We start from the raw sequence: 22,646 nt of genomic DNA, 5'->3' as shown, positions 1-22,646 counted from the left end.
CGAGCTCTTTCAATGGCTCCAGGCAGAATGGCAGGGCACACATAATGCAGAATCTTCCTTGGAGAGCTGTGCTATCCTCATGCGCCACGCGCAGACAATGTCTTGCTCTCGTCTGCTTTGTGATAGTAGTCTGGCCTACGACGGGTGGGACGAGATTGGACAGTGGGTGAGTACGGATTACTTACCGCAACTTGCCGAAACCGGTATCACCCATATTGCGTGGGTGGTAGCCCGGGATTGGGCCGCTAGTGGTGCCTTGCTGGATATCATTCAGAATTCTACGGTCCCTTATATCTCGGTATTTACGGAAGGGCTTGATGCCTACGACTGGCTGGCCCGCCAACCGCTTAAGCCGCGAGAACCTGAGCAGCCTATGCTACCGTCAATGACTTAATTAGGTACTTGTGTACAGTGCCCACCGGCACACCCGTGGCAGCGCTAATCTTGCGCACGCTTAGCCCATCTTGCTGCAAGGCGCGAATTTCCTCCACCACGGCCGGGGCCAATGCCCGAGGACCGTGTACGTGCTCTTCTCCCTTCAGCGCGGCCTGCGCCTTCTTGCGGTGTAGTCCTTGCTTCACGTTTTCGCTGAGCCGCTCACTGTAGTAGCCAGCCGCCCAGCTGAGCACGGCCTTCATAAAATCCTTCATCGGGCCGGCTGTGTTGAGCATGGGTTCGGAGTAGCTCCAGAAACTCACGCCGCACTGCTCCAAAATAGACGTGTGCTCAAACACCTTCTCGATACCTTCGCGGCTGAAGCGACTCAGACCCGCACCATCTCGAAGCGGCGCTTGCCGGCGTCGGCTAGTAGCTGCTGGAAGGCTTTGCGGCTGGACTTGCGGCCCGAGTCCTCGTCGACGTATTCTTTGAGATGGTGTCACCGGCCCGCTCAGCCTCCCGACGTAGCACCTGAAGTTGGTTTTCCGGATCCTGATCTTTGTCGGCCGTCGACACCCGGGCATAAAGGGGTACTCGCATACTTAAAGATACGGTATAAAATAAATCATATGGCGACTTAAAGAATGTCCTATCTAGTATTTAGAATCCACCTTTATACTTTTACAGGATTCTTTTAAATTAAAAGCATACACTAGTTTCCTGCACCCATGAATAAAGTCAAAGGCATTGTATTAGCCGGCCTATTATGCTCAATGATGAGCGTAGCTGCTAAAGCGCAGTTTAGTTTCGGACCACGTCTAGGAGTTAACGGTGCTAAAGCCATATTGGATTGTGAATCAGACGACGAATTCAAAACCAAGATGAGAGTGGGCGCGCAGGCTGGCGTGCAGTTCAGTGCTGAATTTGGACATTTTGCTATTCAGCCCGCTATTCTGTACTCGCAGAAAGGGTATGACATAGATTATGTGCTGAATATTGGCCAGTATAAGACTACGTTTGTAGGTTCTGCAAAACTCAATTATATAGAAGTGCCTCTCAACTTTGTCTACACGACAGGTGATAAGCAAGGATTGCAACTATTTGCTGGGCCTTATATTGAGTATGGTCTGAACGGGAAGTATCAGGAAGAACGCTCCTTCTCTAGTACCCCTAATTACACTTATAAAAGAGGGAGCGACGTTGAGTTCGTTACCAAAGAGGGTTCCGATCCAAGAGCTGTGTATTTTCGACGGGTCAATGCAGGAGCGAACGTAGGACTTGGCTATAAAGCCGGGCCTATTCAAGCGCAATTAGGATATGGCTTTGGGTTGACGAATATCCTACCAAAGGAAGGCACATTTGATAATAAGCAATACAGCCGCGTTCTACACTTGTCACTTGCTTATTTATTCAACATAGGTAGTGAAGAGTAGACACACTGCTTACAGAGCCTAAAGAGTTATAGTCTGAGCAACCCTGGCTGTTCGAATTAGAGTTTCTAATTCGAACACTTTTGGCACCCCCGAAAATGCCCCTGAAAACGCGGTTTTTCGGGGGTATTTTTCAGTAGGTAATTCGAACACCCTTCTCAACCTGAAATGCCGCTCTGGTTGTTCACCTTCTTATAGGTACCATAGTCCTGGTCGAAGTCATGCAGCTGGTTCACCACCCAGAACTCGCGTGCCCAGGTATCTATCCGTTCGTTTTGCTGCTGTTGCACGGCAATGGGTTGCTCCAACGGCGTGGCCACGTTGCCCTGGAACACAGCCACGTCCTTGACTGGCGAAGCCTGGCTGCCACCCTCACTGGTGGCACCGCCCTGGGCGTAACCCCGCAGGCGCTTTTCCTCCAACCAGAACTCCACTTGCACCACCTTGGGGTCGGCCCGCATCCACTCGGGAATCACGTACTCGTTTTCGTGCACGACGCCGGCCACGGCAAACCCGTCCTGGTCGAGCAGCTTGCCGTCGGGCGCCACCTGCATGCGGTTCAGATCCAGCGAGCCCTTGCCGGCGCTGGTACCAGTGCTGCCTCCTTCTCGGAAGCCGGTGACCTTGGCCGTGGCCACGCCCGCCCGCACCACCGACAGCGCATTAGTGGCCAACAGGTAGATGCCGTTGAACGGCGCCGGGAAGGCCGCGGTGTTTTTCGGGTTGCTCGATATCTCCGACACCAGGTTCAAGCCAATCTCCGCGATGGGAATGCGCGGCTTGGCGGTGGTGAACCAGTAGGCCTGCAGCACGATGGTGGTGCCGTGGCGGCCGGGCTTGCCTTTCTTGAGCCAGCGCTGCACGGTGCTGCGGCTCACTTCCAGCTCTTCTATCACCTGCTCGATGCTTAGCAGGCGGGGCATGTCGGAGCCAGCGGCGGGCCGCCCCTGCTGGAGCGCCTGCAGGTGCTGCAGGATCACCTGGAAATTCTCGTGGATAAAGCCGGCGATGGCGAGGTCGGAGGCTTACATACAATCGAAGGGTTAGGCGGAAATAGAAGGCGGGGCGGGCGCATAAGCAGCCGCGGGCGGTAACCGGCCGAGAAGGCCGGCCGTATGCGGGGGTTCACCTATGTACCCACATGAAAAATCTATACTTGCGCCTGCTCCAGCTGCGCGAGGAGTTGGAAGCAAGTGCTGCCTCTCCCGAGAATGGTCTCTCCGTGCTCTATGCCATCCGGCGCGAATTGCTGCGGCACTACGACGACTTGCCGTTTGCCCAGCTTTCCCTCTGCTCTCACGCGCTGCAAGACCAGTTCTATGCGGCCCAGAAAGCCCTGAGGCAGCCGGTGGCCTTTCCCACGCCCAGCGCCAGCGCGCAGTATGTGGATACCGAGCAGGCGCTGAGCATCCTTGAGCGAGTAGCGGCCTGTACCAAAAAGCAGCATTCATTCGCATAAGGCAGCCGGTATAGTGGTGGTAGTGAAGGCCAGCAGGTAGGCGGCGCGGGCCTGGGCGAAGTGGTGGTTGCCGAGCAGCAGCAGGCGCACCTCGCGCAGGCGGCGCACCTGGGTGCTGGCAAAGCACACGGCGGGGGTGGCAGCCCCCGGCCAGAGCGCGCCCATGTTGCAGGCGGCCCAGCAAAGCGGACCGGCACTGGGGTGGTGGTGGGCGTACTGAAAGCTGAACTGCTCGCCCGTCAGGCCGGTCCAGGTGCCGGTGACGAGCGTGAGGCTGGCGGTGGCCTGCTCCCAGACCATGAAGCCCAGCTCGCGCAGGAGCGTGGCCACGACGGGGCCTAGATCACGGGGGCCGGGCAAACGGGGCCTTTCCATACGCTAGGCGGCTTTTGGCAGGAGCACGCCGAACTCGCGGCGGCAGTCGGTGAGGTCGATTTCGCGGATTTCATCTTGTCCCTTAACGGCCGGGCACCTGCGGGGCGGCGAACACCAACCTATCCCCTTTGCTTGCCGTTACCCCCTTAACCGTTAAGCTCCCCGTACCGGGTGGTACGCCCGAGCGTAGCGGTGCTATCGGGTGCGGCCGGGCCGTTCTGCTACTGCCCGCCAGCACTATGTTCTTCCTGTTCAGAGCCTACCGTACCCCCTCTGCTGAGGCCGGCGTTGCGGCGGGCAAGGCACAACCAGTTCCACTGCCCCACCACCTTATGCCTTACGCCCTCCTGCTCGGCCAGCTACGCTACACGCTGGACAAGCTGCACACCCTGCCGACTGCCCAGTATGGTACCGAGGCCCAAAAACTACTGCGTGACCAGCTCTCGGCCACCATCACCCAGCTAGACGACTTCTACTCCCCTCTGCGCGCTACATTCGCCAAACGCCACCAGCGGCTACGCTCCCTTAAGATGCTTCAGCACGAGTTCATGGCCTTCACGCCTGGCAGCACCGTGCCGGCTGCCATGTGGCGTACTCTCCACCAAACGCTCATCACCACCATCGAAGCGAGCTTTACTGACATTCCCCGGGTATGAAATTGCTCCGCTCACGCAAAACATAAAACTCCTACCTTGAGGCCCTAACGCTTGCCCGATGTCATGTCTATTCTCCTGCTAGGCCAGCTCCGCGACACGCTCACCAGTTTGGACACGCAGAACACCACGTTCTACTCCCTGCTGGCGCAGCACACCCTGCGCCAGCAGCTCAGCGCCACCATCAAAACCCTGCACGCTGTTTATCCGGACGGAATGGATACGGACGAGCGGCGCGCGTTCATTGCCGTGCTCCTGCCCCTGGAGCAGCAGTTTCTGCAGCTCACGCTGGTAGCCCCGGTGGCCGTGCCGCTGGCCACCTGGCAGGCAGTGCATGGCTCGCTGCAAAAAGTCATTACCGAAGCCTTGGCTTTGCTCAAGTAACCGCTTAAGTATACCTTACCACCGCTCTACTCACGCTTACTGCACCGCTAGAAAACAAGCCTTCTCTGCCTTGGCGCCGCATGGACTGCTCCCTTTCCCCTAACCCCGCACGTCCATGTCACACGTCCTGCTCACCAAGTTGCGGCAAACCCTCACGCAACTCAAACCCCTGACCACTACCTGCTACACGCCCGCCGAGCGGCAAACGCTACGCGCCCAACTGGCGACGACCATCACCAACCTGCGCACCCTCTACCCCGACGACCTCTCCAGCGACCAAAAGTACCGGCTGCTGCAAAACCTGACCCTGCTGGAGCAGCAGGCCCAGAGCCTGTCCGAACCAACGAGCACCGACACAACGGGCTGCGCCCAGTGGCGCGCCCTCACCGCCGCACTACGGGCGGCCATCGAGGATGCCCTGACGGACTACTCCATTGCGCACCCAGAGGCTTGATACCCGGGGCCTGCAAGCCCGCCCCGCGGCTGACGGTGCGGCGAGCGAGGTGTAACCGGCCGAACTTTTGTTACTACCGTAGTGCCCCTAAGTCGTTTTTCATGCCTGGCTTTATCTCGCTCACGCACCAAGGAACTGATAGAAAGTTTACGCTTCCCTTGAGCGCCATTAGCGCTATTGAGTCTATAACGATTGAGGGCAAGTCCTACGCGACCCTAGTGCTTGCCTTGACGACCACTCGTCACGTGGTGGAAGAAAGCCACGAACAGATTCTCCACCTCATGGAAGAGGCTCAAGCCGTATAGCATTCCCTTGTAGCGTACCCGCTCTCGTGGCCGGGGCGGCTGCCGCCGGGGCGAGCCGGTTTGTGTCACTTTAACCCGTATTGCTATGTCCCCCAAGTATCTAGTAGTGCTGTTGAGCCTGGCCGTGGGGCTGGGCAGTTGTAGGAACAACGAGCCGGAACCGGAACCCACCTTGGAAGGCCGCTGGACACCCGAAACCAGTATCGAGTATCACTTCGATGCCGCCGGCAACCCGACCGGCCAAACGTCCATGCCCTTACCGAAGGATTACTACCTGCTCTTCACCAAAGATTCGTTGTATTACCGCAGTGTGCGCGATAATTCTTTATTGGGCAGCTACCTGATTGATCGACAAAACAACAGCTTCTCCCTGGGCCGTACAACCGCCTTGATCACCGAATTGACCGCGCGCAAGCTCGCCTTGCGCTTCAAGCCATTTGGGGTACCTGCGGGTATGCCGTATGCAGAAGCGGAAGATATTTATTCCCGTTAAGGCCTGCGCCTTTGGTTCTACCTAATGCGGCTGAGCGACAAAGCAGCTGAAGTATTCAACTTAACTTACTTTATGAAGTATCTCCTCCTCCTTCTCATTTTGTGTACCAGCGCGGCGCTGCCCGCCGCCCAGGCCCAGCAAGCCCCCGCCCCCGCCACTGCGCAGCCTATGTATGGCGCAGCAACCGTGTTTCGAGGAACAGGCGGCTGGTTTCTTATCTTATCCAACGGCACCACGCCCAATCCTAAAAGCAAAGTGTTGGAGGAAAACGGGCAGGATCGTCGTTTCGAAGACCACGCGGCCGTCCTAAACTTCCTCTACGCCCAAGGCTGAGAAGTGCTGCCCAATAGTACTGGCAATAACTACCACTACCTGCTCAAGCGCCGTTCGCTGTAGCAGCGGCCAGTGCTATCTTTAGCCGACCTTTTCTTGCTCTTCTAGTCTATGCGCGCACTTTTATCCGCTCTTTTCTTAACTGCCGGCGGCCTGCTCAGCGCCGCCCCCAGGCCAGTGCCCAAACCCCTACGCCTACTAAGCTCTGGGACAAGACCTTCGGGGGCAGCAACCATGACAGCTTCTCTATTATACAGCAAACCAGCGACGGGGGCTACATTCTAGCAGGCCAGTCCTTCTCCGGAATCAGCGGCGACAAAACCCAGGCTAATAAGGGACCTGTCAACAATCAAGGAGTGGCAACTACCGTCGATTACTGGATCGTCAAACTAGCCGCCACCCCGCTCGGCACCAAAACCGCCACTACTCGCTCGGCTCTCTCGGCTTACCCTAACCCCACCAGCACCCAGCTCACGTTGCGCGGCCCGCTGGGCACGCCCTACCAGCTGCTCAACCAGCTCGGCCAGGTGGTGCGCACCGGCCAGCTCTCCGCTCAGCCCCTGGACGTGCAAGCCCTGTCCGCTGGCCTCTACCTGCTGCGCGACCAGATCAGTGGCCGCACCACCAAATTCGTGAAAGAGTAAACTTGCCGCTCGGGTGCTAGTTTTACGGGTCTACCTCACTCTACCTGATGGAAGTAACCCGTGAGCTGCGCCTGGAGCGTTTGTCGGCCAAGAAGGGCACGGTCCCGATTCGCATGATTTTCCGCTGGGACAACCTGCGCCTGGGCACCAGCGAAAGTTGCCGGCCGGCCGACCGGAACGACAAGCTCGGCCGCGTCAAGGATAAGCCCGGCACCTTTGCCGATATCATCAACCTCATCCTCGACCGGTGGACACGCGCCGCTGTGGACGCCCACCAGGACGCCAAACGGGCCAGGGAACGGTGGGATGAAAAGCGGATGAAATCCGGGTGCGCCTCCTGCGCCTGGAGGCCGAGGTCAAGGGCATCCCGGCCGAGGAACTGCCCGAACTACCGGCCGTGGCCACGCTACCGCGCACCTTACTCGAGCACTTGGACGACTGGTTGGCGTATCAAACCACTAAGGTATCGTTGCGCTCGGGCAAGCCGTTGAGCCGCAACTATATCCGGCACCTGCAACACCTGCGCGCGGAACTGGCCGAATTCGAGCAGTGCTACAAGTACCCGCTCACGTTCCAGTCGATGAACGCCACCTTTTACGCCAAGTACCAGGACTACTCGCTCACGGTGCTCGGCAAGAAGGTGAACACCTTCAGCGGCAACATCAAGTACCTGAAAAACTTCCTGTACTGGTGCGAGGAGCACGATTTGCCGGTCACCAATAAATTCCACCGCTTCGCTACGCCGGAAGTCTACGTGGGCGTCGAGGCCCTGACGGCCGCCGAGTTGCAAGCCTGGGCGGCGGTCAGGGCCTCGACGCCCGCGGTGCGCGCCTACGTGGCCGAGCACTTCCCGCCCATCGTGAGCAGCAACCCCCGCGGGCGCCCGGCCCTGCAGGTGGAGGATCACTTGCAGCGCATCGAGCTGGCCCGCGACAAGATGCTGCAGTGCTGCTACCTGGGCTTGCGCATTTCCGACGCAGACAAGATGTCCCCCGCGCACATTCAGAACGGCTTCGTGCGCATTCACGCCGGCAAGACCGGCGGGCTGTGCTTGATTCCGTTTTTGGACGACCAAGTATTCAAGCCCGTGAGCCTAGTGGCCAAGTACGCGCCCCAGGCCCTACCCACCTGCCTGCCCACGCTACCCACCATCGACGAGTATATGCTGCACGTCACGCACCTGGCGGGCATTACGCGCCTGCACGTGACCTCGCGCATCGGCCGCAAGACCTTTGCCACCCTCAAGATCTACCAGGGCGTGCCCCAGCGGCAGGTGATGCTGGCCACTGGCCACACCACCGAAAAAAGTTTTAACCGCTACCTGGGCATTGATGAGCAGGAGTTGGTAGACATCTACAAGCGCACGGCCCGGCGCATCTGAAACACAGGGGCAGATATAGGGGCAGACTCAGGGGCAGACGAATGAAATACGCTGAAATACGAGCAAACTAAAAACGGCCTCTGCGCATGCGCAGAGGCCGTTTCACGTTGCACAATAATTCATGCACAAAAAAAAGCCGCCCCCACCCGGAAACGGCTTTTTTGAAATCGATGCACGGAGAAAATTCCCACCCAACTCCGGCCCGATTCTGTACCCTAAGCTTAGTGCCGGAACAAAAGTTCACGGTACTTCACCAGGGGCCAGTCCTCATCGGCCACCATCAACTCTAGCTTGTCAGCTGAGCGGCGGATGGTGTCGAAATGCGCTTTGACGTTGTCGCAGTAGGCGAAAGCCCGCTCCCGCGTGTCGTCAATCTTGTTGGCTACTTTGCGAGCATTTACCATGCCATCTACCGTGGTTTTGATGGTGGCAATGTGCCGCGAAATAGCTTTGATAGTGTCTACGGTTACTTGCGATTCGGTGTCGTCGAGGCCTAACTCGCGCAAGCCCCGCACGTTGGTTATTAGCTTGGTTTGATACGCTACGGCAGTTGGAATGATATGGTTGATGGCCAAATCCCCCATTACACGGCTTTCAATCTGAATCTTTTTGATGTAATCTTCCAGCAAAATCTCGTGGCGAGCGTGCAACTCAACATGGGAGAAGATGTGGTGCCGCTCGAACAGGGCCGAAGCCTCTGAGGTTACCAAGGCATCTAGGGCGTGAGGAGTGGTTGGCACGTTGGCCAGGCCCCGCTTAGCCGCTTCTTCCTTCCATTCGTCGGAGTAGCCATTGCCTTCGAAACGGATATTTTTCGAGCTAATTACGTACTCGCGCAGCACTTCTACAATAGCAACTTCCTTCTTCTTACCAGCGTCAATCAATTTATCGACTGCTGATTTGAACTCGATGAGTTGCTCAGCCACAATGGCGTTGAGCACGGTCATAGCCGACGAGCAGTTGGCTGACGAGCCTACGGCGCGCAACTCGAATTTGTTTCCGGTGAAGGCAAACGGCGAGGTACGGTTCCGGTCAGTGTTGTCGAGCAGGATAGCCGGAATCTTGTCGATGCCGAGCTTGAGGTAAATATTGTCGCCTTTGTCGAGGGGCACTTTGGCGGTGCGCTCCAACTCGTCGAGTACCGAATCCAACATCGAGCCGACGAACACCGACATGATGGCCGGGGGCGCTTCGTTGGCCCCGAGGCGGTGGTCGTTGCTGGCCGAGGCAATGCTGGCGCGCAGCAAGTCGCCGTAGGTATGAACGGCCTTGATGGTGCTGATGAAGAAGGCCAGAAACTGAAGGTTCTCTTTAGGCCGGCGGCCAGGAGCGAGCAGGTTCACACCGGTATCGGTGCTCATGGCCCAGTTATTATGCTTGCCCGAGCCGTTTACGCCGGCAAATGGCTTCTCGTGCAGCAGCACTTTAAAGTTGTGCTTCTCCGCTACCCGCTCCATAACGTCCATCAACAGCTGGTTGTGGTCGACGGCGAGGTTGGCATCTTCAAAGGTTGGGGCACACTCAAACTGGTGCGGCGCTACTTCGTTGTGGCGGGTACGCAGTGGAATGCCCAGCTTGTTAGCTTCCTCTTCGTACTCCAGCATAAAGGCGTGTACGCGGCTTGGAATCGAACCGAAGTAGTGGTCTTCCAGCTGCTGGCCTTTGGCCGGAGCGTGGCCGAACAGCGTCCGGCCGGTCATAATCAAGTCGGGGCGCGCTGAGTACAGCGCCTTGTCTACTAGGAAATATTCCTGCTCAATACCGAGGGTGGTATGTACGCGGTTTACGTCCTTGTCGAAGTACTGGCATACATCAACGGCCGCTTTTTCCAACGCCGCCAACGACTTCAGCAGCGGTGCTTTGTAGTCGAGGGCCTCGCCGGTGTAGGCTACGAAGATGGTAGGGATGCACAGCGTTTTCGCGCCGGCCGTTTCAATGATAAAAGCAGGGGAAGTTGGATCCCAGGCGGTGTAGCCGCGGGCTTCGAAGGTGTTACGGATACCGCCGTTCGGGAACGATGAGGCATCGGGCTCCTGCTGCACCAGCGCCGAGCCTTTGAAGTTTTCAATTGGACGACCGTCCGAGTTCAGGTCGAAGAAAGAGTCGTGCTTTTCGGCAGTAGCACCGGTTAGTGGCTGGAACCAGTGCGTGTAGTGCGTAGCACCCTTCGCCATGGCCCAGGTTTTCATAGCCGAAGCTACAGCATCGGCCACGCTGTGCTCCACTGGCGAGCTTTGCTTGATGGCCGCTTGGAGCTTTTTGAAATACTCGCCGGGCATAGTAGCCCGCATGGCCTCCAAGTTGAAGACGTTCTTGCCAAAACTGTCGGAACGGCGCTCAGTGCTGCTCTCTGGAACCAGGGTTTTGCGCTGGTCAACTAACTCAAGTGCTTTAAAGCGGAGAATTGCCATGAAACGAGTAAACGGAAAAATTAGATTTTCTACGTGGTTTGGTACTGGCAAATGTGTAGCTCATTTTTCTTTTTTCCAAATACCCCCTACTTTTTCTTGACGATTCACGTATAACCATGCTTTTTTTCGGCTCACCCCCTCGCAAAAACGATGGGTTGGTATGAATTTCAATGCAATACCCGGCAGACAGGTTAATTACATAATATCCCCTGCATATGTAAAAGTGAGTTAGTGGTCACTGTGATAAGCCCAACAGTTCGGTGTTGGCAAAAGTATGGGGCGCAGTCTAATTACGGGGCAGGGCCCGTTACCTTTGCGGCGTGAAAAACCGATTTTCCTTTCAGTGGCGCTACTTTTTGTTCTGGCTAGCCTTTTTCGTGGCCGCCAAGTCACTGTTTCTGCTTTATCATTCAGCTAAATCTGTTGCTTTACCGGCGGGCACGCTGGCCGGCATCTTCGGCTACGGCTTGCGGCTCGATGCCTCAGCCACGGCATACCTGAGCGTGGTGCCGTTTGTGCTGTTCACGCTGGGCAGCCTAGTGGGGCCCCGCTTTCCAATAGCGACCTTGGTGAAAGGCTACACTGCCGTAACAGGCCTTTTGGTGGCGCTGCTCACCGTTGCCGATTTAGAGCTGTACCGCACCTGGGGGTTTCGCCTGGATGCCACGCCGCTGCAATACTTGGATTCGCCCGCGGAAATGGCAGCCTCGGCAGGCAGTGCGCCACTGCTAGTACTTGGGTTGGCATTGATAGGACTGTTAGCGGCGGGAATCTTCCTGTATACTAAGATAATAGGCTCTATTCCACCCCTGCCCGCTGATTTTGGGCGGGGCCGGGCGGCGCTAGCGGGGCTGCTTTATACGGCGCTGCTAGTAGTTCCTTTGCGCGGCGGGGTGCAGCAGATTCCCGTCAATCAGAGCGACGTGTATTTTGCGGCCGTGCCGTTTGCCAACCACGCGGCCGTAAACGTGCCCTGGAACGTGGCCAACTCACTACGGCTGCGCGACACCAATACCAGTCGCTACCGCTTCATGGCCGACTCGGCGGCGACGCGCCTCGTTCAGCCGCTCTACTCGTACGCCACGCCAGCCCCCGATACCGCCACGCACAGCTTGCTGCGCACTAATCGGCCCAATGTGGTCTTTATCATCCTGGAAAGCTTCACCTCGAAGCTGGTAGGCAGCGTAGGCGGTGAAACAGGCGTGACGCCCAACCTCGACAGCCTGGCCCGCACCGGCGTACTGTTCAATACTATATACGCGGCCGGCGACCGGAGCCAGAAAGGGCTGGTGTCGTTGCTGTCTGGTTTTCCCAACCAGCCTAATACTAGCATTATCAAGTACCCGCGCAAAACCGAACGACTGCCGCACTTGTGCCAGTCGCTGAAGCCGGCAGGCTACCACTCCAGCTATTATTACGGCGGTGAGTTGGCGTTTGCCAACATGAAAAGCTACCTCGTGACGGCAGGCTATGAGCGGTTTACAGAGCGTAGCGACTTTGCCGAGCGGGAGCAGAACTCGAAGTGGGGCGCCCACGACCATGTGCTGTTCGACCGGGTGCTACGGGATTTCAAAACGCAGCCGCAGCCCTTTTTCAGTACCATTTTCACGCTTAGCAGCCACGAGCCGTTTGACGTTCCGATTGCGCGCAAGTTCAAAGGCACCACTGAAACAGCGCTGTTCCGCAACTCCGTGTATTACACCGACTGGGCGCTAGGCCGCTTTCTGCACGAAGCCCGCCAGCAGCCCTGGTACAGCAATACATTGCTGGTACTAGTAGCCGACCATGGCCACCATTTGCCCGGCGACAACAACGTGGAAGACCCGGCCAAATTTCGGATTCCACTGGTGCTGGCGGGCGGAGCACTTCGGCCTGAAGTGCGGGGCCGCATTGTGACGGGCATCGGTTCCCAGACCGATGTTGCAGCTACGCTGCTGGCTCAGCTGCAACTACCCTCTACCGCCTACCGCTGGAGCCGCGACCTGCTGCGCCCGGTACAGCAGCCGGCCGCCTTCTACTGCTACACCGATGGATTTGGGTTCGTGACGCCCGCCGGCATCCTCACCTTCGACAACGTTTCGCGCCGCCCCACCAGCCGCCTGTCTGGGCTGCCTACTACGCAACTCAAGCAGGGCCAGGCGTACCAGCAACTGAGCTACGAAGACTACCTAGCCAAATAGCGTCCTCCGCTTTCCGCAAGTGGCTGATTGGTTGTTTCAGGAGGGCACAGGACGGCGGCGCGCGTTTGAGGCTAGTTCTTGCACTTCGTCCTTTTCTATCGTTTAAATTGACCCGAGTCGCATGACCTATTACCTGCGCTATCTGCTGGCGATTTTGCTTCTAATTTCCACCGCCAGCTTGGCCCAGCAGAAACCCGTCGGTAAGCTCGCGCCCAAGCCCCTGTTTCGGGACCCGGTGTACGATGGCGCCGCCGACCCGGTAATCGTCTGGAATAAGCAAGCGAAGAAGTGGTTTATGTTTTATACCAACCGCCGGGCCACCGATACCACGGCTCAGGGTGTTACGTGGGTACACGGCACACGCATCGGTATTGCCGAATCGGTGGATGGTGCCACCTGGCACTACCGCGACACGGCCAACATCAACTACCGCCCCACCCCACAGTACACCCACTGGGCCCCCGACGTGGTGGAGCACAAAGGCGTGTATCATATGTTTTTGACTTATGTACCCGGCATTTTCACCGACTGGAACCACCCGCGCAACATTCTGCACCTCACCAGTTCCGACCTGCTCAACTGGGAGTACAAATCAACCCTAAAGTTGGCAACCGACAAGGTAATTGATGCCAGCGTATACCACCTGCCCGACGGCACCTGGCGCATGTGGTACAACAACGAGCGGGATGGCAAAAGCATTTACTACGCCGATAGTCCCGACCTATATACCTGGCAGGACAAAGGCAAAGCCTTGGCTGAGCGCGGCGAAGGCCCGAAAGTGTTCCAGTGGCAAGCCCGCTACTGGATGGTGATTGATAAGTGGAAAGGCTTGGGCGTGTACAGTTCCACCGACCTCAAGCAGTGGCAGGCCCAGCCCGAGCGGCTGCTGGAGCTACCCGGCCAAGGTCCGTTCGACCAGGCCATTGGCGGCCACCCCGACGTAGTGGTGCAAGGTGACCGGGCGTACCTGTTTTACTTCACCCACCCGGCCCGCACACAGGGTACGCCTTCGGCCGCTGCTACCATTGACACCAAACGCAGCCTGATTCAGGTGGTAGAGCTACACTACAAGGACGGTACCATCACGGCCAACCGCGACCAGCCGACTTACATCAACCTGGAGCCAACCACCGCTAAAAAACGGCGGAGATAGATAATATAGCGTAAGTGTATTACTTGATACAGAACCCATACTTGGCGTATTTTTAGGCGGGTCTGACTTGTGTGCTTGCTATCCTCAATGACTGAATTACTCTTCGTATACAATGCTAATAGCGGCCTACTGAACGCAACAGTTGATTTTTTTCACAAAATCATCTCGCCTTCCACTTATGCTTGCTCGTTGTGTGCCGTCACTTACGGCAACCAGGGTATACGGCCCGACTGGCGCGAGTTTGTGGCCGATCTGCCCGTAAAAACCACTTTCCTGCACCGCGACGAGCTACGCAAGCTGCATCCTGAACTGGCTCACTACCCATTGCCAGCTGCTTTCCGGCGGGACGCGGCCGGCCCGTGGCGCTTGTTCCTGACCAATTTCGAACTAGACCATAGCGACCTGCCCGCCCTCATGCGGCTGGTTCGCAACCAAGTGGAAGCAGATGTGAATCAGGCAGCTTCGCAGCGTTCCGTGAGCTAGCCGCGGGGTTACTCGGCGCCCGGTTGTATCTTTGCGGTCTTGTTCGTGAATAACCGTGGAAAACAAAAAAGTTGCCTTTTATACGCTGGGCTGCAAGCTCAACTTCTCGGAAACATCGGCCATCGGCCGGCAGTTTGAGGAGCATGGCTTCGAAAAAGTGTCCTTCGAGGATGCCGCCGACATCTACGTCATCAATACCTGCTCGGTAACCGACCACGCCGACCGCAAATGCCGGAAGGTGGTAAAAGAGGCGCTGAAGCACAATCCGGAAGCTTTTGTAACCGTGGTGGGCTGCTATGCCCAGCTCAAGCCGCAAGAAATAGCTGAAATTCCGGGTGTACACGCCGTGCTGGGCGCCGCTGAAAAGTTTCAGCTGGTAGAAACGCTGGCGGGCTTTCGGAAGCCGGACGCTGGCGCGCCGGGTCACGTACACGCTTCCCCTATTTCAGCCGCTACCGAGTTCCACGCCGCGCATTCCTTCGGCGACCGAACCCGCACGTTCCTGAAAGTGCAGGACGGTTGCGACTATTCCTGCTCGTTCTGCACGATTCCGCTGGCCCGCGGCAACAGCCGCTCCGATTCAGTGCAGAGCGTGGTGGAGCGGGTGCAGAAGCTCGCCGAAACAGGCGTGAAGGAAATCGTGCTGACTGGCGTCAACCTCGGCGACTTTGGCTTGCAAGGCCCGGAACGGGAGCGGAAAGAAAACTTTTACGACCTGGTACAAGCCCTGGACGAAGTGGAAGGCATCGGGCGGTTCCGCATCAGCAGCTGCGAGCCAAACCTGCTTTCCGATGAGATTATTCGGTTTGTGGCGCGCTCTAAGCGGTTTATGCCGCACTTCCATATTCCGTTGCAGTCGGGCTCCAACAAAATTTTGGGGCTGATGCGTCGCCGCTACCGCCGGGAGTTGTACGTGGAGCGAGTGCAGCTCATTAAAGAGTTGATGCCGCATGCCTGCATTGGGGTGGACGTTATTGTGGGCTTCCCCGGCGAAACCGAGGGTGAATTTCTGGAGACCTACCAATTCCTGAACGAGCTGGATGTTAGCTACCTACACGTTTTTCCGTACTCAGAGCGCGAAAACACGCTGGCTCCTACTCTCCCCGGCCGGGTGCAGGACCGGCACCGGCACGAGCGTACCACTCAGCTCCGTACCCTGTCCGAGAAGAAGAAGCGCCATTTCTACGAGCAGCATGTGGGTGCCGAAACTGCCGTGCTGTTCGAGGACGACGTTACTAACGGCCAAATGGAAGGCTTCACGCCCAACTACATTCGGGTGGTAGCCAAATACGACCCGTTGCTGGTAGGCGAACTGAAGCGACTGCGCCTAACCGCCGTGAATCCGCAGAACCTGATGGAAGCTGAAGAGCTAGGTATCGAGGTATTTCAACATTAACTTAAATAGGAGTGCTTTATTATGAATGGAAAAGGGGCACCTCACGTGAGGTGCCCCTTTTCCATCTAGTTTAGCTATAATAGCAAGAGTAGTAGAGCTTAGCGAGCTAACTGGCGCTGCATTAAATCCATCATCTGCTGCATTAGGCGCTGCTGATCCTGCAAATGCTGGTTGCGTAGTTCGGCTAAAGCTAGCTGATGAGCCATTTGTTGTGTGTAGAGGGCCGTTTGCCAACTGGTATCAGCTGCAGTGGGAGCCGGTGCTTCGGCGGCAGCAAGTGGCGCAGGAGCTACTGGCGCAGCAGTTGGGACTGGTGCCACAGCTGGTGCGGGTGCAGCAGATAACGGGACGCGGGAGGCTGCTACGGGAGCAGACGGCTCTTCAGCTGGAGCTGGCTTCTCCGTAATGGTGGTGACTAATGGCGTTTTTTCGGCGGCTGGTAGCGGATCCGGCTTTAGCGCGGCTGTTTTTTTTTCGGAAATAGATGCTGGTTGCACGTCTGGTGTGGTTGCAGTTGGCTGCTTGCTGTCGTCAACAAGCATAGGGCCGACACCTTTCATCAGCCACGCCATAGATACATTTGGATACACTTCAAATACCTTATCCAAAAGATCAAAACCCGGCTTATTTCTTTCATCCACAAGATGTTGAATGACCGTAGCCGTTTTGCCAAGAGAAATAGCAAAGGCATTTTTTGATATTCCTAAATGTGCAATAAGCTGCACAAAACGTTGCCCAACCGTATCCTGACTTGCCATATACCCAAATGATTTATGACGCAATATACACGCAAATGGTAAAACAGGTTGTACGAAAAATCCCCAGCCAGAAACTGACCGGGGACATAATAGAAGTTCAACCTATTGGCGGCTACTCGTAGCGCAAGCTTTCGATGGGGTCGAGGCCGGCGGCTTTGCTGGCGGGATAGTAGCCCGAGGCCAGCCCCACGCTCACGCAGATAACGAGCCCCAGCATCATCCAGAACCACGGCACCAGGAAGGCTCCCTCCCCCACAAACAACGACACCGCATTGCCCATCGAAACGCCGAGGATGATGCCGAGCACTCCACCCATCAAACAGATAACAATGGCTTCAATGAGAAACTGCTGCCGAATCTGGAGGGCCGTTGCACCTAGTGCCTTGCGGATACCGATTTCACGGGTGCGCTCCGTCACCGATACCATCATAATATTCATCAGGGCGATACTGGCGCCGAGCAGCGTGATAAAGCCTACTAGGAAACCACCCATTTTCAAGCCGCCCGACAGCTCATCCAACTTAGCCGCCATAGAGTCGGAGCGCTCTACCTCGAAGCTGTCTTCCTGGCCCAAAGGGTCGTGGCGGACGGCGCGCATCACGCCGGTAGCCTGGCCGGTGAGGTAAGTGAGTTCCTCGGGCTTAGGGGTGGCAGTTTTCACGTCGAAGGTGAGGGCACGCTGCCGCGGGAGTTGGTTGCCGGTTTCCAGCGGCACCAGCACCAGTCGGTCGGCTCCCCCACCCTGGCCCGTGCTGCCGCTTTTTTCGAGCATGCCCACCACCAGAAACCGACGACCTAGTAAGTAAACGTATTTGCCGATGGCCGATTCAGAGGGATAGAGCTTGTCTTTAACTTCGGAGCCGATAATGGCCACGTTGGTGCCATTATCCAGTTCCAGGGGTGAGAAGGCGCGCCCGTCGCCTAGGTTGTAGCTTTGAATCTGGAGGTAATTTTCGTCGCCGGCTACTACTTGTATGTTGGGGTTGGTTTTCTGGCCGTTGGCTTTCACTTCGGTAGCACCAGAAATGAAGGTGGAAATACCCACCCGCGCTTCGTCGCCTAGGGCCTGTTTATACTTCTGAGCTTGCAGCAGACTAATGGGTGGGTAGATGCGCCCCTGCACGCCGCCGCGCCGAAAGCGGTTGGTGTAGCCTTTGGCCTTCATTTCAAAGGAATTGGCTCCCAGGCTGGCGAAAGTCTGGTTTAAAGAATACTTCATGGCGTCGATGGCCGTTAGAATACCGACCAATGCCATAATTCCGATACTGACAATAAGGGCCGTCAGGACCGTACGCAGCAGATTGCTTCGAATGGAACGGAAAGCCTCCTTGATGTTTTCTAACAGGTGCATAACGACAGGACAAAACAGCGCCAACGGCGCGAAAATCACCTGAACTTCATGGCCCTCAAGCGGGTTCTCGAAGTTGGTTGAGGGACGCAATGTAGCGGGTTTCGCGCACATTCAGAGGCCGTTCCGTCGTCCTTGGAAGCCACAGCGAATATTTGATTATTTTAATTTTATAGTTTCTCGAATTGGTCCAAATTTCAAGCGACTTTTCGATGGAATAATGGCCAGAAAACTAGTGTTATATTTTTTCTGCCTACCTTCCATCAGTTGCCTACGCTCCCGCAGTAGTATTCAGCGCCCAATTTTTGCCTCATGATATTCCAACGTTTTCTCCTATTTCTGCTAGTGCTTACTGGCTTGGCGGCTCCCACCGTAGTCCGTGCCAACCATGTGCTTATTCCGATGGATCAGGCGCAGAAAGAACATCTCAAAGCATACGGCATTGCCTACTGGCTGCTTACCAAGCAAGTGGAGGTCGATTGGCTGCTCAACTACCGTGGTGGCTCGTTTGCCTGCGAGGTGGCGGCGGGCGTGGAAAATGAATTGGCTGTGCGCAACGTGTCCTACCAGGTTATTAGCGAGGCGCAGTACACTGGTATTCTGTCAGAAATTGCTGATCCGAATGCCAACATGGACGTGATGAAGCTGGAGAAAGTACCCAAAATTGCCGTGTACACCCCCAAGGGCAAGCAGCCCTGGGACGACGCCGTGACGCTGGTGCTGGGCTACGCTGAAATTCCGTACGACCAGATTTATGACGACGACGTGCTGGACGGCAAGCTACCTAAGTACGACTGGCTGCACTTGCACCACGAGGATTTCACCGGCCAGTACGGTAAGTTCTTTGCTTCCTACCGCAACCGCCCCTGGTATCAGCAGCAGCAGCGCGATACCGAGGCCGCCGCTAAGCGCCACGGCTTTACGAAGGTGAGCGAAATGAAAGCCGCCGTAGTAACCAAGATGCAAGAGTTTATTGCCGGCGGTGGCTTCCAGTTTGCTATGTGCTCGGCCACCGACACCTACGATATTGCGCTAGCCGGCCTAGGCGTGGACATGGTGGAAAGCATGTACGACGGCGACCCGGCCGACCCCGCCGCCCAGAGCAAGCTCAATTACAATCGCACCCTGGCGTTCAAGGACTTCCAGCTGGTGCGCGACCCGTACCAGTACGAGTTCAGCAGCATCGACATGGACCAGCGCGAACGAGGCGTGTACGAAGACAACGACTATTTCCAGCTCTTCACTTTCTCGGCCAAATACGACCCGGTGCCCACTATGCTCACCCAGGACCACGAGAAAACCATTAAAGGCTTTATGGGCCAGACCACGGCATTTCGCAAGAGTCTAATCAAGTCGGATGTGGTAATAATGGGCGACAACAAGGCCTCCGGGGAGGTGCGCTACATGCACGGCACGCTGGGCAAAGGCACCTGGACGTTCTATGGTGGCCACGACCCCGAAGACTATCAGCACATGGTGGAAGAAGAGCCCACCGACCTGTCCCTGCACCCCAACTCCCCCGGCTACCGCCTGATTCTCAACAACGTGCTGTTTCCGGCCGCCAAAAAGAAAAAGCAGAAAACCTGATTTTGCCGCTTCTACAACCGTATCCTTTCGACGCAGAAGGCATCTGGGTGAAGTCTTTCACTGCCTATTTCCAGATTCCTCCTGCGCCGAAAGGACACAGCCTCACTGTCGCTACTATTCTGTTTCCAGCTGAATCACCAGCCGCTCCGGCCCTACCAACGAATCGGCGTGGTTACAGGTCCATTTGTCGGCGGGCGTGAGGCCCTGGATGGTGTTGCCGTCTTCGATGACCGGGCCGTTTTCGAAGAGGTAATACGCGTAGCCGGTTAATGCCCCGGCTACTTCGCCCGGCTCTAGGTCGGCAAACCGAATTTGAAAATCCGGCAAACCCAGCGCGTGCAAGCCCAGCGTATCCATGAACATCTCCTGCGCGTCACTATTGGAAATATTGAAAAGCCGGACGTTCAGCAGGCCTTCCAACCCGGCTTTGCCCCGGTTCAGATAGGCAGCAGGCTCCACTACTTTGTCGCTGGTACTAAAGTAGATAGCCTGCGGGGTCAGCAGCGTAACCAGGCACTCCAGCGCTTTCTGAAAGAGTTCCACTCGCTTGGAATAGTCGAGCGTGCGGGTTAGAAAATCGGTGATATTGACTTCGTGCTCACAGCCCGCTACCACCGTGGCGGCCTCGGGCCAGTGCCAGCTTTGTTGCAAGGCCGATTGCAGGTAGTCGGTACCGGAGGGCCGCTCGGCGGCGGCTACCATCAGTTGCGCGGGCACGTTGCCTTCAGTGAACGTGACAAGGTATTCGGGGAAAAAGTACACCAGCGAATCATCTGGGTTATCAACCGACCCGAAAACTTTGCGGAGGGCAGCGGCCAGCGCGGCGGCATCCAGCGGGGGCTTTTCGGTGAAAAGCAGGCGCGCCATCAACAATTCCGGAACGTTGCTATCTTCCATTGCGTGTGGTTTTTGATGGAAAAAGAGGCACCTCAGTAAAGGCAGCCTGGGTTAAAAGACGGCATAAAAGCCTTTTCTCACGTACTTTCCAAAGCCCGCCCTTCATTCGTGTAGCCAGCCGCCGCTGGTTTGCGGCGGCCGACAGGGCGTATGTTCCTCTAAACCACCCTCTATGAATTCCGAGCAAACCAACTATGGTCTGTCGATCAGCCAGGAAGAGCTAAATACTCCGGAACCATTTGAAAACCCACTGCCGCGCGCTGTGCTGCGCCTTAACACCCACGTGTTGTTGGATGGCGACTGGCGCTTCGCCCTCGACACCGAGGACACCGGCCTGCGCGACGGTTGGCACCTGGGGCACTACTACGAGCATATTGCCCAATGGCCGGGCTCCATTGAAAACCACATGGCCGAAGCTCACAGTCAGTCCTTGCCGGCCGCTTGGCATGACAGCGTAGTAGCATGGTACGAGCGGGAATTCACGATGCCGGAAGTGGCCGAGTCGCTCAACCGCTCGATGCTACAGCTCACCTTTGGGGCCTGTGGCTATGAAACGCGCGTGTGGCTGAACGGCCGCTTGCTGCGCACGATTGAGGGCGAAGAAATCCATTACGGCGAGTACACTTCGTTTTCCTATGAGCTGAAAGCCGAGTTGCTACGCCCCAATAACCGCCTGACCGTGCGCATTGCCGATACCATGGACGCCGAAACGCCCCGCGGCAAGCAAGAGTCACACGTGTACAAGCGCGGCGGTATCTGGTACCAGACCAACACGGGCGCTGTGCGTAGCGTGTGGCTGGAAATGGTGGAGCGCAACCGGCTCCGCTCCCGCGTGGGCGTAGTCAGCGTGGTAGAAGACCAGTTGGTGCGCTTCACATTTACGCCCCGCATCCACGACCCCGGCCTATATACCTTGCGCCTTCAGGTGTATGAGCGCAACGCCGCTCCTGATACAGCCCCGCTAGCTACTTCCGATTTTTCATTGCCTTTAGAAGCCGGCCAACGCCAGCAGCGCGTGGTAATGGAACTACCCGAAGCCAAGCTGTGGTCCACGGAAACGCCCAACCTTTACCGGCTCGTTGCCGACCTCATCGACCAGGACGGTTATTCTGCACAGATTGAAACCCATTTCGGACTGCGCAAAATAGAAGCTCGGGGCCGCTACGTGTACCTCAACAACGAGCCCATTTACCTCGATGGCATTCTGTATCAGCCTGGTACAGCCACGTATGCCGAAATCAGACGGCACATGTACGCCATGAAGGAACTGGGCTGCAACCTGGTGCGGGTGCACATTGCTGGAGTTGACCCGCGCATCTACAATCTGGCCGATGAGCTGGGGCTGTTGCTGTGGGTGGAAGTACCCAGCCCGCACAGTTCCACCCCACGCAGCCGCGAAAACCACCGCGCCGAGCTGATGCGCATGCTGATGTTGATTGGTACGCACCCATCGGTGGTTATCTGGAGCCTCTACAACGAGGACTGGGGCGCCCAAGACATTGCCACCAACCCCGATACCCGCAAGTACATTGTGGAAATGTACCACTACATGCAGCTGGCGTACCCGCAGTTTCTGGTGGTTGATAACGACGGTTGGCACCACATTTCCCATGAAGGTCGCTTGAAATCTGATCTGCTCACGGCCCACCTTTACACGCCCGACCTGCAACGCTGGCGAGAGCTACTCGACCGGCTGGTGCAGGGCGAGTTGGTAGGCACGGCGGCTTTCCCGCTGGTAGTTGGCGACCCATTTTTCTACCGCAAGCAGGTACCGCTGCTGGTGAGCGAATGGGGCGGCTTTGGCTTCTCCGACTACGGTGGACCCAAGGATGCCGAAAGCCGCACCGAAGACATTCGCCGCTTCAAGCAGGAGTTGCGGGCTCGCCCCATTGCCGGCGACGTGTACACCCAAGCCACCAACATCGAAGACGAGCGCAACGGCCTCATCGATCCGCACACCGGCACATTATCTGTTCCGCCAGGCCTACTGGATTCGCGCAATCCAGAAAAGGCTGGCCCGCCAGAACCAGGAAAGTAACTCCGCTGCTTAATACTAGAACGCCGTCGTACAAGTGCTTGTGCGGCGGCGTTTTATTTATTTCAAATCAAACCTCAGCTTCAGGCCGCCAATGACTTGCATTTTC

24 protein-coding genes are annotated in these 22,646 nt (G+C 56.9%); 16 read left to right on the top strand and 8 right to left on the bottom strand.

The window, feature by feature from the left end:
• Positions 1–97: 97 nt before the first annotated feature.
• Positions 98–394, top strand: a complete 297-nt coding sequence (locus G536_RS0117460) for a hypothetical protein (protein WP_157530731.1) — start codon at positions 98–100, stop codon at positions 392–394.
• Here G536_RS0117460 and G536_RS32800 read toward each other — a convergent pair.
• Positions 372–962, bottom strand: a complete 591-nt coding sequence (locus G536_RS32800; protein WP_071837748.1) for a recombinase family protein — start codon at positions 960–962, stop codon at positions 372–374. The genes G536_RS0117460 and G536_RS32800 overlap by 23 nt on opposite strands.
• A gap of 144 nt (positions 963–1,106) precedes the next feature.
• Here G536_RS32800 and G536_RS0117450 point away from each other — a divergent pair, with 144 nt between their 5' ends.
• Complete coding sequence (locus tag G536_RS0117450; protein ID WP_071837747.1) at positions 1,107–1,811, top strand: porin family protein; 705 nt, start codon at positions 1,107–1,109, stop codon at positions 1,809–1,811.
• A 155-nt stretch (positions 1,812–1,966) separates the two neighbouring features.
• Here the strand turns inward: G536_RS0117450 and G536_RS0117445 are convergent, their stop codons facing one another.
• Positions 1,967–2,788 carry a helix-turn-helix transcriptional regulator gene (locus G536_RS0117445; protein ID WP_022824889.1) on the bottom strand — a complete coding sequence of 274 codons (822 nt, stop codon included), beginning with the start codon at positions 2,786–2,788 and terminating at the stop codon, positions 1,967–1,969.
• Positions 2,789–2,949: 161 nt separating this feature from the next.
• Between G536_RS0117445 and G536_RS0117440 the strand changes: the two genes are divergently transcribed.
• Entirely contained in the window at positions 2,950–3,267 is a 318-nt protein-coding gene (locus G536_RS0117440) for a hypothetical protein (protein ID WP_022824888.1), read from the top strand.
• On the opposite strand, the gene G536_RS0117435 is transcribed toward G536_RS0117440, so the two are convergent.
• Positions 3,256–3,642 carry a hypothetical protein gene (locus tag G536_RS0117435; RefSeq protein ID WP_157530729.1) on the bottom strand — a complete coding sequence of 129 codons (387 nt, stop codon included), beginning with the start codon at positions 3,640–3,642 and terminating at the stop codon, positions 3,256–3,258. The genes G536_RS0117440 and G536_RS0117435 overlap by 12 nt on opposite strands.
• A 128-nt stretch (positions 3,643–3,770) precedes the next feature.
• On the opposite strand from G536_RS0117435, the gene G536_RS0117430 reads away from it, so the two are divergent.
• The 3 genes from G536_RS0117430 to G536_RS0117420 all read left to right on the top strand — a co-directional run bounded on the left by G536_RS0117430 (position 3,771) and on the right by G536_RS0117420 (position 5,133).
• Positions 3,771–4,298 carry a hypothetical protein gene (locus G536_RS0117430; RefSeq protein ID WP_022824886.1) on the top strand — a complete coding sequence of 176 codons (528 nt, stop codon included), beginning with the start codon at positions 3,771–3,773 and terminating at the stop codon, positions 4,296–4,298.
• Positions 4,299–4,361: 63 nt separating this feature from the next.
• Complete coding sequence (locus G536_RS0117425; protein ID WP_022824885.1) at positions 4,362–4,679, top strand: hypothetical protein; 318 nt, start codon at positions 4,362–4,364, stop codon at positions 4,677–4,679.
• A 115-nt stretch (positions 4,680–4,794) separates the two neighbouring features.
• Positions 4,795–5,133 carry a hypothetical protein gene (locus G536_RS0117420; protein WP_022824884.1) on the top strand — a complete coding sequence of 113 codons (339 nt, stop codon included), beginning with the start codon at positions 4,795–4,797 and terminating at the stop codon, positions 5,131–5,133.
• A gap of 215 nt (positions 5,134–5,348) precedes the next feature.
• Here G536_RS0117420 and G536_RS32275 read toward each other — a convergent pair whose 3' ends face one another.
• Positions 5,349–5,507, bottom strand: a complete 159-nt coding sequence (locus G536_RS32275; RefSeq protein WP_157530727.1) for a hypothetical protein — start codon at positions 5,505–5,507, stop codon at positions 5,349–5,351.
• 16 nt (positions 5,508–5,523) lie between these two features.
• On the opposite strand from G536_RS32275, the gene G536_RS0117410 reads away from it, so the two are divergent.
• From G536_RS0117410 to G536_RS0117390, 4 genes are all read left to right on the top strand, one after another.
• Positions 5,524–5,931, top strand: a complete 408-nt coding sequence (locus tag G536_RS0117410) for a hypothetical protein (RefSeq protein ID WP_022824882.1) — start codon at positions 5,524–5,526, stop codon at positions 5,929–5,931.
• A gap of 72 nt (positions 5,932–6,003) precedes the next feature.
• Complete coding sequence (locus tag G536_RS0117405) at positions 6,004–6,264, top strand: hypothetical protein (RefSeq protein ID WP_157530725.1); 261 nt, start codon at positions 6,004–6,006, stop codon at positions 6,262–6,264.
• A 356-nt stretch (positions 6,265–6,620) separates the two neighbouring features.
• Positions 6,621–6,908 carry a T9SS type A sorting domain-containing protein gene (locus tag G536_RS0117400; protein ID WP_022824880.1) on the top strand — a complete coding sequence of 96 codons (288 nt, stop codon included), beginning with the start codon at positions 6,621–6,623 and terminating at the stop codon, positions 6,906–6,908.
• Positions 6,909–7,236: 328 nt separating this feature from the next.
• Positions 7,237–8,289 carry a site-specific integrase gene (locus tag G536_RS0117390; protein WP_022824878.1) on the top strand — a complete coding sequence of 351 codons (1,053 nt, stop codon included), beginning with the start codon at positions 7,237–7,239 and terminating at the stop codon, positions 8,287–8,289.
• 221 nt (positions 8,290–8,510) lie between these two features.
• Here G536_RS0117390 and G536_RS0117385 read toward each other — a convergent pair whose 3' ends face one another.
• Positions 8,511–10,700 carry a glutamine synthetase III family protein gene (locus G536_RS0117385; protein WP_022824877.1) on the bottom strand — a complete coding sequence of 730 codons (2,190 nt, stop codon included), beginning with the start codon at positions 10,698–10,700 and terminating at the stop codon, positions 8,511–8,513.
• A gap of 320 nt (positions 10,701–11,020) precedes the next feature.
• Between G536_RS0117385 and G536_RS0117380 the strand changes: the two genes are divergently transcribed.
• The 4 genes from G536_RS0117380 to mtaB all read left to right on the top strand — a co-directional run bounded on the left by G536_RS0117380 (position 11,021) and on the right by mtaB (position 15,912).
• On the top strand, positions 11,021–12,880 hold the full coding sequence (locus tag G536_RS0117380) for an LTA synthase family protein (RefSeq protein ID WP_022824876.1): 1,860 nt from the start codon (positions 11,021–11,023) through the stop codon (positions 12,878–12,880).
• A gap of 121 nt (positions 12,881–13,001) precedes the next feature.
• On the top strand, positions 13,002–14,033 hold the full coding sequence (locus G536_RS0117375) for a glycoside hydrolase family protein (RefSeq protein WP_022824875.1): 1,032 nt from the start codon (positions 13,002–13,004) through the stop codon (positions 14,031–14,033).
• An 87-nt stretch (positions 14,034–14,120) separates the two neighbouring features.
• Positions 14,121–14,516, top strand: a complete 396-nt coding sequence (locus G536_RS0117370) for a hypothetical protein (protein ID WP_022824874.1) — start codon at positions 14,121–14,123, stop codon at positions 14,514–14,516.
• A gap of 49 nt (positions 14,517–14,565) precedes the next feature.
• Positions 14,566–15,912 (top strand): tRNA (N(6)-L-threonylcarbamoyladenosine(37)-C(2))-methylthiotransferase MtaB, encoded by a 1,347-nt coding sequence (gene mtaB, locus G536_RS0117365; RefSeq protein WP_026880315.1) that lies wholly within the window; start codon positions 14,566–14,568, stop codon positions 15,910–15,912.
• A 98-nt stretch (positions 15,913–16,010) separates the two neighbouring features.
• Here the strand turns inward: mtaB and G536_RS30855 are convergent, their stop codons facing one another.
• A complete protein-coding gene (locus tag G536_RS30855; RefSeq protein WP_169515123.1) occupies positions 16,011–16,694 on the bottom strand; it encodes a helix-turn-helix transcriptional regulator in 684 nt (227 codons plus the stop codon).
• Between the two features lie 88 nt (positions 16,695–16,782).
• Positions 16,783–18,021, bottom strand: a complete 1,239-nt coding sequence (locus G536_RS0117355) for an ABC transporter permease (protein WP_022824871.1) — start codon at positions 18,019–18,021, stop codon at positions 16,783–16,785.
• 309 nt (positions 18,022–18,330) lie between these two features.
• Between G536_RS0117355 and G536_RS0117350 the strand changes: the two genes are divergently transcribed.
• Positions 18,331–19,605: a hypothetical protein gene (locus G536_RS0117350; protein WP_022824870.1), complete on the top strand. Its 1,275-nt coding sequence runs from the start codon at positions 18,331–18,333 to the stop codon at positions 19,603–19,605.
• A 114-nt stretch (positions 19,606–19,719) separates the two neighbouring features.
• On the opposite strand, the gene G536_RS0117345 is transcribed toward G536_RS0117350, so the two are convergent.
• Positions 19,720–20,472 (bottom strand): DUF4261 domain-containing protein, encoded by a 753-nt coding sequence (locus G536_RS0117345; RefSeq protein WP_169515122.1) that lies wholly within the window; start codon positions 20,470–20,472, stop codon positions 19,720–19,722.
• A gap of 202 nt (positions 20,473–20,674) precedes the next feature.
• Here G536_RS0117345 and G536_RS0117340 point away from each other — a divergent pair, with 202 nt between their 5' ends.
• A complete protein-coding gene (locus G536_RS0117340) occupies positions 20,675–22,540 on the top strand; it encodes a glycoside hydrolase family 2 protein (RefSeq protein WP_022824868.1) in 1,866 nt (621 codons plus the stop codon).
• Positions 22,541–22,646 lie beyond the last annotated feature (106 nt).

The organism is Hymenobacter norwichensis DSM 15439 (assembly GCF_000420705.1).
GTDB classification, from domain to species: domain Bacteria; phylum Bacteroidota; class Bacteroidia; order Cytophagales; family Hymenobacteraceae; genus Hymenobacter; species Hymenobacter norwichensis.
The sequence above is the reverse complement of the archived record's forward strand: the minus strand, read 5'-3'. Positions and strand labels throughout refer to the sequence as shown.